Origin of the sequence: Kosakonia oryzendophytica (assembly GCF_900094925.1) — a bacterium.
GTDB lineage: Bacteria > Pseudomonadota > Gammaproteobacteria > Enterobacterales > Enterobacteriaceae > Kosakonia > Kosakonia oryzendophytica.
Genome location: NZ_FMAY01000001.1, coordinates 645,184 through 657,606, shown reverse-complemented (window position 1 = coordinate 657,606; position 12,423 = coordinate 645,184). Strand labels below are relative to the sequence as shown.

Here is a 12,423-nt window from a genome sequence, read left to right as displayed (position 1 = left end):
CTAATTTCATAACAAAGCCGGGCTTATGCCCGGCTTTGTTGTTTCTGGCTTTCCCCCGGCGCGTTACTCAGTTAGCATCCCTGTATCTATTCTTGCGAGAGCATTGCGTTGAAACGTTGGCTTGTTTTCCCCCGCTCGCTACGCCAGTTGGTGATGATGGCGTTTCTGTTGATTTTATTACCGCTGCTGGTACTGGCCTGGCAGGCGTGGCAAAGCCTGAATGCCCTCAGCGCCCAGGCACTACAAACCAACCGCACAACGCTCATTGACGCGCGTCGCAGCGAAGCCATGACCAACGCAGCGTTGGAAATGGAGCGCAGTTACCGCCAGTATTGCGTGCTCGACGATGCCACGCTGGCGCGGGTGTATCAGAATCAGCGTAAACGCTACAGTGAAATGCTGGATGCCCATGCGGGCGTGCTGCCGGATGATAAGCTCTACCAGGCGCTACGCCAGGATCTGAACGACCTTGCCCAATTGCAGTGTAAAAACAGCGGTCCTTCCGCTTCAGCCTCCGAGCGGCTGGAAGCCTTTGCCGCCGCAAACACCGAAATGGTGCAATCTACCCGTGCGGTCGTGTTCTCCCGTGGTCAGCAATTACAACTGGAAATCGCCGAACGCGGCCAGTTTTTTGGCTGGCAGGCGCTGGTGTTGTTTATGGTCAGTCTCGGGCTGGTGCTGCTGTTTACCCGAATGATCATCGGTCCGGTGAAGGGGATTGAACGGATGATCAACCGGCTGGGGGAAGGGCGATCGCTTGGCCATACTGTGGTGTTTAAAGGCCCGCGCGAGCTGCGCTATGTGGGCGAACGCATTATCTGGCTCAGTGAAAGGCTGGCGTGGCTGGAGTCGCAGCGCCATCAGTTTTTACGTCATTTGTCACATGAGCTTAAAACCCCCCTCGCCAGTATGCGCGAAGGAACGGAGTTGCTTGCCGATGAAGTGGTGGGGCCGCTGACCGCGGAACAGAAAGAGGTGGTTGAGATCCTCGATGCCAGCAGTCGCAACCTGCAAAAACTTATTGAGCAACTCCTCGACTATAACCGCAAGCTTGCCGACGGCGCGGTTGAGCTGGAAGAGGTTGAGATCGCACCGCTGGTGGACATGGTTATCTCTGCTCACAGTTTGCCGGCGCGAGCTAAAATGATGCATACCGGGGTCACGCTCGATGCGGCCACCTGTCAGGCTGAACCGATGTTACTGATGAGCGTGCTGGATAATCTCTACTCTAACGCTGTGCACTATGGTGCTGAATCCGGTAACATTTATCTGCACAGCTATATTGCCGGCGCGCGGCTCTTTATAGACGTGACAAATACCGGTACGCCTATCCCTGAAGCAGAACGCAGCATGATCTTCGAGCCCTTTTTTCAGGGCAGCCATCAACGAAAAGGGGCGGTAAAAGGCAGTGGGTTAGGGCTTAGTATTGCCAGAGATTGTATTCGTCGTATGCAGGGCGAACTCTATCTGGCAACCGATAGCGAAGCCGATGTCTGTTTCCGTATTGAGTTACCGCTCAATGTGCCGGTAAAAGAGATTAAATGAACCTGGACCTGGTAAGTATGTCGCATGTTTTTTCCCGCGTAATTAACGCGGTGTCACCGCGCAATAAATGGCTTCGTGCGTTTCCTTGCCTGTTGCTGGCCGGATGCGTGGCGCAAAAGCCGCAAAGCGCTATCCATAATGGCCAGGAAGAACGACTCCCTGAGCACCAACTGGCGGATTTTCTCTCAACAGACTGTGATGACATCTGGCTATTGTCGGGCCCGCATGTCGACACCAACCCGCTTTACTGGCTGCGAGCGATGGATTGTGCACAGCGTCTGGCCCCGGCAGTGGCCCGTGCTGAAGCGCGCTCCTGGACGGATGATAACTGGGCTGCCACGTTCCGGCGTGGCATTTTGCTCTCCAGCGCTAAAATCACACCGCTTGAACGGCGTGATTACACTACCCGGCTGGACGCTGTAAGCCCGACTATCCCGGCGCAGGTTCGCCCGTTGTTCCAGCTCTGGCGCGATAGTGAAATGTTGCAGTTACAACTGTCAGAAGAGCGCAGTCGCTACAGCAAACTGCAACAATCCACCGATAGCGAGCTGGATACGTTGCGCCAGCAGCAGCAATTTTTACGTGAGCAACTGGAAACCACCACGCGCAAGCTGGAGACGCTGACCGATATTGAACGGCGTCTTTCCACGCGTAAGCCCGCGCCAGCCGATATGCCGGATAGCACGCGCCCGTCGAAAAATGACGGGAATCAGGAGGATGTAAAACCATGACAAGCCGCAAACCTGCCCATTTACTGCTGGTGGATGACGACCCTGGCCTGCTGAAGCTGCTGGGGTTGCGTCTTACCAGCGAGGGGTACAGCATTGTCACCGCCGAGAGCGGGCAGGAAGGATTGCGCATTCTGGCGCGGGAAAAGGTCGATCTGGTGATAAGCGACCTGCGCATGGATGAAATGGATGGCATGCAGCTGTTTGCTGAGATTCAGCGCGTTCAGCCGGGTATGCCGGTGATTATCCTGACGGCGCATGGCTCAATACCGGATGCGGTAGCCGCCACGCAGCAGGGCGTCTTTAGCTTTCTTACCAAACCGGTGGATAAAGACGCGTTATACAAAGCCATTGATGAGGCGCTGGAACACAGCGGCCCGGCGGCTGACGATCAGTGGCGCGAAAGCATTGTTACCCGTAGCCCGGTCATGCTGCGCTTGCTGGAGCAGGCGCGAATGGTGGCGCAGTCCGATGTCAGCGTGCTGATCAACGGGCAAAGTGGTACCGGCAAGGAGATCCTCGCGCAGGCGATCCACAACGCCAGCCCTCGCAGTAAAAGCGCGTTTATCGCCATCAACTGCGGTGCATTACCCGAGCAATTGCTGGAGTCGGAACTGTTTGGTCATGCGCGCGGGGCGTTTACCGGCGCGGTCAGTAGCCGCGAAGGGCTGTTTCAGGCGGCGGAAGGCGGTACGCTGTTTCTTGATGAAATTGGCGATATGCCAATTCCGTTGCAGGTGAAATTGCTGCGTGTGCTGCAGGAGCGTAAAGTCCGCCCGCTGGGCAGCAACCGCGATATTGATATTAATGTGCGTATTATTTCCGCCACCCACCGCGACCTGCCGAAAGCGATGGAGCGCGGTGAGTTTCGTGAGGATTTGTTCTACCGTCTGAATGTTGTGAACCTCAAAATCCCGGCACTGGCGGAGCGCGCGGAAGATATTCCGCTGCTGGCGAACCATCTGCTGCGTCAGGCAGCGGATCGCCACAAACCGTTTGTGCGTGCTTTCTCCACCGATGCCATGAAACGGCTGATGACCGCGAGCTGGCCGGGTAACGTGCGTCAGCTGGTGAACGTGATTGAGCAGTGCGTGGCGCTGACATCCTCTCCAGTGATCAGCGATGCGCTGGTTGAACAGGCGCTGGAAGGGGAAAACACGGCGTTGCCTACCTTTGTTGAAGCGCGTAATCAGTTTGAACTTAACTACCTGCGCAAACTGTTGCAAATCACCAAAGGTAATGTGACCCACGCCGCGCGGATGGCGGGCCGCAACCGGACTGAATTTTACAAATTACTCTCACGACATGAGCTGGACGCCAACGACTTTAAGGAGTAATGGCGCGGTGAGTATGATACTGTGAGCAACCGATTACGATGCAGCAGACTGGCAAGAGCGTTTAAGGACCCACCATGAAAAAGATTGATGCGATTATTAAACCTTTCAAACTGGATGATGTGCGTGAAGCACTGGCGGAAGTCGGTATCACCGGGATGACGGTGACCGAAGTGAAAGGGTTTGGTCGCCAGAAAGGCCACACAGAACTCTACCGCGGCGCGGAATACATGGTGGACTTTCTACCCAAGGTGAAAATTGAAATTGTGGTCACCGACGATATCGTTGATACCTGCGTGGATACCATTATCCGCACGGCGCAGACCGGTAAGATCGGCGACGGCAAAATCTTCGTCTTTGACGTTGCGCGCGTGGTGCGTATCCGTACCGGCGAAGAAGACGACGCGGCAATCTGATGTGATTCCCTCACCCTGCCGGGTGAGGGAATGTCTGCTTACAGGACCTTATGCGGCCCAAAGCATTCGTAGTGGATATTGGCTTTGTCTACGCCGAGCGTCACCAGTTGCTGAGCGGCAAACTGCATAAATCCAACCGGCCCGCAGAGGTAAAACTGCATCATCGGGTCGCTGAATTTTCCTTCCAGTTGCGTTAAATCCATTAACCCTTCGCTGTTAAAACGACCTGCACTTCGATCTGCTGCTTCCGGTTGGCGATACCAGACATGTTGATAGAAGCGATCCAGTGATGCTCCCAGCTTGCTGACTTCATCGGCGAAAGCGTGAACCTGGCCATTGTCGGCGGCATGAAACCAGTTCACCTGTGCGCTGTGCTGAGAGGCGGCAAGGCTGTCCAGCATTGCCAGCATCGGGGTTAGCCCTACGCCTGCGGAGATTAACGTAACCGGAGTAGCAGCAGGCACATCCATAAAGAAATCCCCTGCTGGCGCGGCCAGGTGCACCACATCACCGGGTTGGGCTTTATCGTGCAGCCACTCTGAAACCTGGCCACCGCTTTCGCGTTTTACGGCAATACGGTAGCTTTTCCCGTTCGGCTGGCGGGTCAGCGAGTACTGACGGATCTCCTGATTCGCGAAACCTTCCGGCTTCAGCCAGATGCCAAGATATTGTCCCGGCTGGTAAGACGCCACCGGCTGATCGTCTACCGGTGCGAATTCAAAGCTGGTGATCAGTGCACTCTGCGGGGTTTTCTCCAGCAAGCGGAACGCGCGTGTTCCTTGCCAGCCGCCCTGTTTTTCCGCGTGCTCACGGTAAATCTGCGCTTCACGATTGATAAACACCCCAGCCAGCACGCCATAGGCTTTACCCCAGGCATCCAGTACCTCTTGTCCGGGGCTGAACATTTCATCCAGCGTTGCCAGAAGGTGCGCGCCGACAATGTTGTACTGCTCCGGCTGGATCTGAAAACTGGTGTGTTTCTGTGCGATCTTTTCAACGGCGGGCAGCAATGCCGCGAGGTTATCGATATTACTGGCATAAGCGGCAATCGCGTTGAACAGCGCTTCACGCTGGTCGCCATTGCGCTGATTGCTCATATTAAAGATCTCTTTTAGTTCCGGGTTGTGGCTGAACATCCGGTCGTAAAAATGTGCGGTGAGTTTAGGTCCGGTGGCGGCCAGCAGGGGAAGGGTGGCTTTGACCGTAGCGATGGTTTGAGCGTCGAGCATTATGGCTTCCTTTAGCGATGATTATTTAAAGTTGTATTTTAAATGCATCTTATAGCGCAGCGCACGGCCTTGTAAAGAGCGGGCCATCTAAAGGATTTGCATCGTGAATAAGTTGCATCACAAACCTGAAAAGAAATCCGCTTATATGGCGAAGCCCGTTATCGCTCAAACCCTTGACTGGCGTGGAGCCAATCGTTTGCGTAAAAACCTTTGTCAAGACCTGTTATCAGGATATTAATCAGTTATACTGTGAGCCGTTCCCCAAATTGGGCCCTCGTTTAGAGTTGTTTTTGTTAGCTGAGTCAGGAGATGCGGATGTTAAAGCGTGAAATGAACATTGCCGATTATGATGCCGAACTGTGGCAGGCTATGGAGCAGGAAAAAGTACGTCAGGAAGAACACATTGAACTGATCGCCTCCGAAAACTACACCAGCCCGCGTGTAATGCAGGCTCAGGGTTCTCAGCTGACGAACAAATACGCCGAAGGTTACCCGGGCAAACGCTACTACGGCGGTTGCGAATATGTCGACATTGTTGAGCAACTGGCGATCGACCGTGCAAAAGAGCTATTCGGCGCTGATTATGCCAACGTCCAGCCGCATTCAGGTTCACAGGCGAACTTCGCTGTGTACACCTCTCTGCTGGAGCCGGGCGATACCGTACTGGGTATGAACCTGGCGCACGGGGGTCACCTGACGCACGGTTCTCCGGTTAACTTCTCCGGTAAACTGTATAACATCGTGCCTTACGGCATCGATGAAACCGGCCATATTGATTACAACGACCTGAACGCGCAGGCGCAGAAACACAAGCCGAAAATGATCATCGGTGGTTTCTCGGCTTATTCCGGCGTGGTTGACTGGGCAAAAATGCGTGAAATCGCTGACAGCATCGGTGCATACCTGTTTGTGGATATGGCGCACGTTGCAGGTCTGGTCGCCGCAGGCGTTTACCCGAACCCGGTTCCGCATGCACACGTGGTGACCACCACAACCCACAAAACGCTGGCTGGCCCGCGCGGTGGTCTGATCCTGGCGAAAGGCGGCAGCGAAGAGCTGTATAAAAAACTGAACTCAGCTGTGTTCCCTGGCGGCCAGGGCGGCCCGCTGATGCACGTGATCGCCGGTAAAGCGGTGGCGCTGAAAGAAGCGATGGAGCCGGAATTCAAAACCTATCAGCAGCAGGTTGCGAAAAACGCCAAAGCGATGGTGGAAGTGTTCCTGAACCGTGGTTACAAAGTGGTATCCGGTGGTACAGATAACCACCTGTTCCTGCTGGATCTGGTGGATAAAAACCTGACCGGTAAAGAAGCCGATGCTGCACTGGGTCGCGCTAACATCACCGTTAACAAAAACAGCGTACCGAACGATCCGAAAAGCCCGTTTGTCACCTCCGGTATCCGCATCGGTAGCCCGGCGGTAACCCGTCGCGGCTTTAAAGAAGCGGAAGTGAAAGAGCTGGCTGGCTGGATGTGCGACGTGCTGGATAGCATCAATGACGAAGCGGTGATTGAGCGCACGAAACAGAAAGTGCTGGATATCTGCGCTCGCTTCCCGGTTTACGCTTAAGTTTCAGGCAAATAAAAAAGCCCCGTTCGGGGCTTTTTTTATGCCTTATTGCAAACCGGCGTAGCCGTGAAAGCCCATGTAAATACCGACCAGAGCGATCAACACGCTGGAAAAGTAGGGGGCTTTACGGGCGAGTGTATTAAAGCCAGACCAGCGTTTTGCCGCCTGTTGTACACTGATTGCCGCACCTACGCCAACGGCGACCAGCGTGAGCGCCAGGCCAATACTGAAACAGACCACCATCGTTGCACCTAATGTCAGCGCCTTAAGCTGAAGACAGATAAGTAGAATGGTGATGGCCGCCGGGCATGGGATCAAGCCACCGGTCAGGCCGAACAGCAGAATTTGTCCATTGGTGACGTCACCACCGTTAAAACGTCGCTCAATATCCCGGGCGTGTGCCCGTTCATGCGCATCCTGATACTCCTCTTCTTCTTTTGCTACGCTCCGCATGGCGAGGATATTTGGCTGTGCACGCACCGCAGCGAGTTGTGGCTGGAAGATTAACCCGCGTGGCTGCGGAGCGTGGCCGTGATGATGATGGTGATGATCGTCATGATGATCGTGGTGATGATGGCCTGCACGTCGGGCGCTTTCCCCTTGCCATGTCCGCCAGAACATCCACGTTGCTGTACCGAGGATCACCACGGCGGAGATCATTTGCAGCCAGGGTTCCACCGATTGGGCGGTAAATTTCTGGCTGATAAACATCCCGCCCAATGCGATCAGCCAGACTACCGCGGTATGAGAGACCGTGGCTGCCAGCCCTAACATGATGGCCTGTTTAACCGTACCTTTGATCGCGATAATAAACGCCGCCATCATGGTCTTTGAGTGTCCTGGCTCCAGGCCATGCAGGGCGCCGAGCAGAATTGCGCTGGGAATAAAAAACCAGGCGTTCCCTTGCTGAAAAAGGGTGGTGAAGTCATTCATGAGAATAATTCTCGGTAACATTTTGTGCGCTTAAATCTACTCCCCCCCAGTAAAAAATACTACCCCCCAGTAGAAAGAAACTCCCCCCCAGTTGTTGCATGGTATGCTATCGTCTGTGAAGCACGATGAAACTGAGGTCTGTATGTCGCACACCATTCGGGATAAACGAAAGCTAAAAGCGCGGGCAAGCAAAATAGAAGGGCAGGTGGTTGCGCTGAAAAAAATGCTCGACGAACCGCATGAATGCGCACAGGTTTTGCAGCAAATCGCGGCCATCCGTGGTGCGGTGAATGGCTTAATGCGCGAAGTGATTAAAGGGCATCTGACCGATCATATCGTCCATGAAAGCGATGAAATTAAGCGCGAAGCAGACCTGGATGTCGTATTAAGCGTGCTGGATTCATACATCCGTTAGGCCGCCACACCTTGTTATCTGATTGTTACTTGCCAGCCAGGCTATTTGCCGCCAGACTATCGCCTCCATTCAGGAGGAAATCATGGTTCTGCAGTCCACGCGCTGGCTGGCGCTCGCTTATTTCACCTACTTTTTCAGCTACGGCATTTTCTTACCTTTCTGGAGCGTCTGGCTCAAAGGCGTGGGATTAACCCCGGAAATTATCGGCATGTTGCTGGGCGCAGGCCTGGTGGCACGTTTTCTGGGCAGTTTGCTTATTGCGCCACGCGTTAGCGATCCGTCCCGTCTGATCACTGCATTGCGTGTGCTGGCGCTGGTGACATGCCTGTTTGCGCTTGCCTTTTATGCAGGCAACCACGTGGCCTGGCTGACGGTGGTGATTGTGGGCTTTAACCTCTTCTTCTCGCCGCTGGTGCCGCTGACCGACGCACTGGCCGGTACCTGGCAAAAACAATTCACCATGGACTATGGCCGCGTCAGGGTCTGGGGATCCATTGCTTTTGTGATTGGTTCTGCACTGACCGGTAAGCTGGTGAGCCTGTATGATTATCGGGCGATTCTGGCGATGCTGACGCTTGGCGTGGCATCCATGCTGCTGGGTATGCTGTTACGGCCTTCCATCTTACCGCAGGGGGAACAGCGCCATCAGGAAGGTGCTGGCTGGCAGGCATGGCGTCAATTGATTGTCCAGAACTGGCGTTTTCTCGCCTGTGTCTCCCTGCTGCAGGGCGCGCATGCCGCCTATTACGGCTTCAGCGCAATCTACTGGCAATCTGCCGGGTATTCCGCTTCGACGGTGGGTTACCTTTGGTCATTGGGGGTGGTCGCGGAAGTCATCATCTTCACGCTCAGCAACCGTCTCTTCCGTCGCTTCAGTGCGCGCGACTTGTTGCTGCTTTCCGCGTTTTCCGGGCTGGTGCGTTGGAGTCTGATGGGCTGGACCACCGACTTGCCCTGGCTTATTGTCGCGCAAATCCTGCACTGCGGAACATTCACCGTTTGCCACCTGGCCGGCATGCGTTATATCTCGGCGCGCAAGGGCAGCGAAGTGATCCGTTTGCAGGCGGTCTACTCCGCCGTTGCGATGGGGGGAAGCATTGCGTTGATGACCATGATTGCCGGGTTCTTGTTCGAGCATCTGCACCAGGGGCTGTTTTGGGTGATGGCGCTGCTGGCGATCCCGGCCATCTTCCTGCGACCGCGAGTTTCCGCACAGCAGTCCGTTGCCAGTTAGCACTCCAGCATGGCACGAATATGCTGCTGTTGCTGTGTGCTTAATGGGCCATCGGTGTGGATCAGCGGTGGCGAAAAGAGCGGCAGCGGCGTGGTGTACGGCGTGACGATCAGTGTGGCATCGCGCGGCGCGCCTTGCTGGCGAAACTCAGCCAGTGGCAGGTAGTTAATCGTGAGCGGCAGCAGCGTTAATTCACGCAGCTGTTGTTCTATTTCCTGTTCCCGCGCGCTGTCTTCGCCGGTAATTAACACCACCTGCTTTTCATGTAAATCGTTCTCCTGCATCAGCCAGGCACCGAAAATCACCGCTACCAGGCCGGCTTCTTCATCGCTGAAACGCAGGCTGTATTCCTCTTCCAACGCTTGCAATGCGCTGCGGGTGGTGCGCATCAAACGCGGATAGAGTTGATGGATCTCCTCCGGCAGACTGTTATCGATGCCGATGCCAAACAAGCTGCGATCCAGCGCCTGTGCCAGATGGATATAGAGCTGTGCGCTGAGTCCTTGCTCATCGCTAAAACGCAGGCCTGCCAGATCGCGAAAACGGACAATCATCCGGTTGATGGCCTGCTGTAACCGCCGATCCTGGTGGTGGCTGTCGCGCAGAGGGTCGGGGATCCGCACCATCATAAATAACAGTGACAGGAACAGATGCTCATTCTCTTGTGGATGCGCGATCACACGCCGCCGCCAGTGGCGCACAATATCTTGCGCGACCTGATACTCTTCGCGCATCTGCGCCCAGCTCTGCTGCACCGGGTTGAACTCCGGCGTGTGTCCATGATGATTTTGCAGTAAGCAATATTGCAGGTAGAGGCGCAAAAATTGTATATCCCGGCACTCAAAAGAGCGTTGCAGGCGGCGGGCACACAGATTAATTAACGCACGCAAATTGGTATCGTCATACAGGGTCCTGGCGATCCCTTGCTGCCTGAGCGCGGTTTTTAATGTCGGGGTAAAATGCTGCGTGATAAATTGCGGACATAGCCGGAGTGAGCGCCGCAGCCAGTGCAGCAGGCATAAACGCTGATCCAGCGTTGCGCCTTCAATCCGGTAACCGCCGTTATGCTGTGGCACGATGGAAAGACGATGGTAACGGCGGATCTCGCTTTCGGTCTCGGCAAGATCCTGGCGTGCCACATGATCGTCCACACCATTCATGGCGCTGATATGTTCCATAGTGACATATTGCCCTGGCAGCGCGAGCATCAGCAGTACCTGGCAGCGTCGCTGCGGACTGGAGAGCGCAGATGGGGGCGTCATTACAATTGTCATCTGTCAGATTCCAGTTAGGGGTGTTTGATAAGCGTAGTTAAAGCTATGCTGTGCGATAGCGCAGCCGCTGCTCTTTCCTTCAGGATTGCCGGAGAGCATCACAGAATTTTTCACGTGAGGAATATATGCAAGCAGTTAAACAGTGCGCCTGGGGCGTTTTTCTCGCGCTTTTATCATTCTCAGTGGCGGCGCACCCCCATAGTTTTATCCGCCTGAAAACACAAGTATTAGCAGAGAACGGGCAGTTTACCGGCTTGAAAATGCGCTGGACGATGGATGAGATCACCTCCGCGGATTTGCTGTACGACGCGGGCAATGCGAAACCCGGTGAGGAAATCTGGAAAAAGCTGGCGGCGGAAGTGATGGCTAACGTATTAGGCCAGCACTATTTTACCGAAGTGTGGCACGACGGGCAGAAGGTGAAGTTTCTCAACCGGCCCACGGAATATGGTATGGCGCGGGAGGGACACCAGGCGGTGTTGACATTTATTCTGCCTCTCGCGCAACCGCAGCCTCTTCACGGCCAGACATACACCTTTGCTACCTTCGATCCTACATATTATGTGGACATGAGTTACGAACATGATAGCGATGCCTCGCTGTCCGGCGCGCTGCAAACGTCGTGTAAGGTGGCGGTTCATACCCCAAAGCCTGGCGAAGAGGTGCTGAATTATGCCCAGTCGCTGGATAAAGAAGATGCCCCGGAGGAAGACATGCAACTGGGTAAACAATTCGCGCAGACGGTAACGCTGGCATGTCAGTAATCCCGGCGAGCACACTGCGTAAACGGCGTTTGCTGCACTGGTGGCCGCTGGCGCTCTTTGTATTGTTCGCCGTTGCTGGTGCGTTCTGGCTATGGCAAGCCTGGCCGCAGGTGATGGTAAAAAGCGTGGTCTGGCAGCGCGATGTGAATATGCAGATGAGCAACCTGCTAAAAAGCGTGGCAGAAAACCCCGGCAAAACGGGAGGTTCGTTGCTGCTGTTCAGTTTTGTCTATGGTGTGCTGCATGCATTAGGGCCAGGGCATGGCAAAGTGGTGATCACCACCTGGCTGGCGACCCATCCGTCGAAACTGCGTTCCGGAATTGGGCTGACGCTGGCCTCGTCGCTATTGCAGGGGCTGGTGGCGATTGTGCTGGTGGTCGTCGTGTTAAGCATACTGGCGTTGCCTGCTCGTCAGTTGCATATGAGTGGCTACTGGCTGGAAAAGGGTAGCTATTTGCTGGTTGGCGCACTGGGTGTGCTGCTGTGCTGGCGTGCTGTCAGGCAACTGCGCGCGCTGCTGAAAAAGCCGGTATTTCGATCTTTTACTCCGCATCATGTGCATCATGAAGGCTGTGGCTGTGGGCATCACCATCTCCCGTCGCCGTCGCAACTGCAAAGTGGTGAGGACTGGCGGGCACGGCTGGCAATTATCTTGTCGATGGGTATGCGACCCTGTTCCGGGGCCATTATGGTGCTACTGTTCAGTAAAGTGATCGGTGTCTTTGCCTGGGGGATCGCATCGGCGCTGGCAATGGCGGCGGGTACGTCGCTGACCATCAGTTCGCTGGCATTGCTGGTGCACGGCTTTCGCCAACTGGCGATAAAACTCAGTGGCAATCAGGCGCCATCGCTGTGGCGGCAGGTGGGCTGGACGACGCTGGCGCTGGCCGGGGGCGTACTGTTGGTTTGTGCGGCGGGAGTGATGTGGGTCAGTGCATTACCGCCGGGCGGCGGCTTAAGGCCGTTTTAAGCGTGATAGCC

General features: G+C 55.1%; 12 protein-coding genes. 9 read left to right on the top strand and 3 right to left on the bottom strand.

The annotated features are described in order from the left end of the window. Positions 1 to 108 precede the first annotated feature (108 nt). The 4 genes from qseE to glnB all read left to right on the top strand — a co-directional run bounded on the left by qseE (position 109) and on the right by glnB (position 4,023). Positions 109 to 1,545: a two component system sensor histidine kinase QseE/GlrK gene (gene qseE, locus GA0061071_RS03075; RefSeq protein ID WP_082794141.1), complete on the top strand. Its 1,437-nt coding sequence runs from the start codon at positions 109 to 111 to the stop codon at positions 1,543 to 1,545. Next, positions 1,542 to 2,276: a two-component system QseEF-associated lipoprotein QseG gene (gene qseG / locus GA0061071_RS03070; protein WP_061493677.1), complete on the top strand. Its 735-nt coding sequence runs from the start codon at positions 1,542 to 1,544 to the stop codon at positions 2,274 to 2,276. Before qseE ends, qseG begins: the two co-directional genes overlap by 4 nt. Further along, the gene (gene glrR / locus GA0061071_RS03065; protein WP_061493682.1) at positions 2,273 to 3,610 is read left to right on the top strand and encodes a two-component system response regulator GlrR; all 1,338 of its coding nucleotides are present in this window, start codon (positions 2,273 to 2,275) and stop codon (positions 3,608 to 3,610) included. The genes qseG and glrR overlap by 4 nt, the downstream gene beginning before the upstream one ends. Positions 3,611 to 3,684: 74 nt before the next feature. After that, positions 3,685 to 4,023, top strand: coding sequence for a nitrogen regulatory protein P-II (gene glnB / locus GA0061071_RS03060; RefSeq protein WP_002438074.1), 339 nt, complete (start codon positions 3,685 to 3,687; stop codon positions 4,021 to 4,023). 38 nt (positions 4,024 to 4,061) lie between these two features. On the opposite strand, the gene hmpA is transcribed toward glnB, so the two are convergent. Beyond that, on the bottom strand, positions 4,062 to 5,255 hold the full coding sequence (hmpA, locus tag GA0061071_RS03055; RefSeq protein WP_276326302.1) for an NO-inducible flavohemoprotein: 1,194 nt from the start codon (positions 5,253 to 5,255) through the stop codon (positions 4,062 to 4,064). Between the two features lie 312 nt (positions 5,256 to 5,567). Between hmpA and glyA the strand changes: the two genes are divergently transcribed. Beyond that, complete coding sequence (gene glyA, locus GA0061071_RS03045) at positions 5,568 to 6,821, top strand: serine hydroxymethyltransferase (RefSeq protein WP_061493687.1); 1,254 nt, start codon at positions 5,568 to 5,570, stop codon at positions 6,819 to 6,821. A gap of 45 nt (positions 6,822 to 6,866) precedes the next feature. Here the strand turns inward: glyA and GA0061071_RS03040 are convergent, their stop codons facing one another. Next, on the bottom strand, positions 6,867 to 7,754 hold the full coding sequence (locus tag GA0061071_RS03040) for a nickel/cobalt efflux protein RcnA (RefSeq protein ID WP_088238223.1): 888 nt from the start codon (positions 7,752 to 7,754) through the stop codon (positions 6,867 to 6,869). A 142-nt stretch (positions 7,755 to 7,896) separates the two neighbouring features. On the opposite strand from GA0061071_RS03040, the gene rcnR reads away from it, so the two are divergent. Then, on the top strand, positions 7,897 to 8,169 hold the full coding sequence (gene rcnR, locus GA0061071_RS03035) for a Ni(II)/Co(II)-binding transcriptional repressor RcnR (protein WP_061493691.1): 273 nt from the start codon (positions 7,897 to 7,899) through the stop codon (positions 8,167 to 8,169). Between the two features lie 82 nt (positions 8,170 to 8,251). After that, positions 8,252 to 9,403, top strand: a complete 1,152-nt coding sequence (locus GA0061071_RS03030; RefSeq protein WP_088238222.1) for a 3-phenylpropionate MFS transporter — start codon at positions 8,252 to 8,254, stop codon at positions 9,401 to 9,403. Here GA0061071_RS03030 and csiE read toward each other — a convergent pair. Next, complete coding sequence (gene csiE / locus GA0061071_RS03025) at positions 9,400 to 10,677, bottom strand: stationary phase inducible protein CsiE (RefSeq protein WP_061493695.1); 1,278 nt, start codon at positions 10,675 to 10,677, stop codon at positions 9,400 to 9,402. The genes GA0061071_RS03030 and csiE overlap by 4 nt on opposite strands. A 125-nt stretch (positions 10,678 to 10,802) precedes the next feature. Here csiE and GA0061071_RS03020 point away from each other — a divergent pair, with 125 nt between their 5' ends. Next, positions 10,803 to 11,441, top strand: a complete 639-nt coding sequence (locus tag GA0061071_RS03020; protein WP_088238221.1) for a DUF1007 family protein — start codon at positions 10,803 to 10,805, stop codon at positions 11,439 to 11,441. Continuing rightward, positions 11,432 to 12,412 carry a nickel/cobalt transporter gene (locus tag GA0061071_RS03015; RefSeq protein WP_061493699.1) on the top strand — a complete coding sequence of 327 codons (981 nt, stop codon included), beginning with the start codon at positions 11,432 to 11,434 and terminating at the stop codon, positions 12,410 to 12,412. The genes GA0061071_RS03020 and GA0061071_RS03015 overlap by 10 nt, the downstream gene beginning before the upstream one ends. Positions 12,413 to 12,423: the final 11 nt, after the last annotated feature.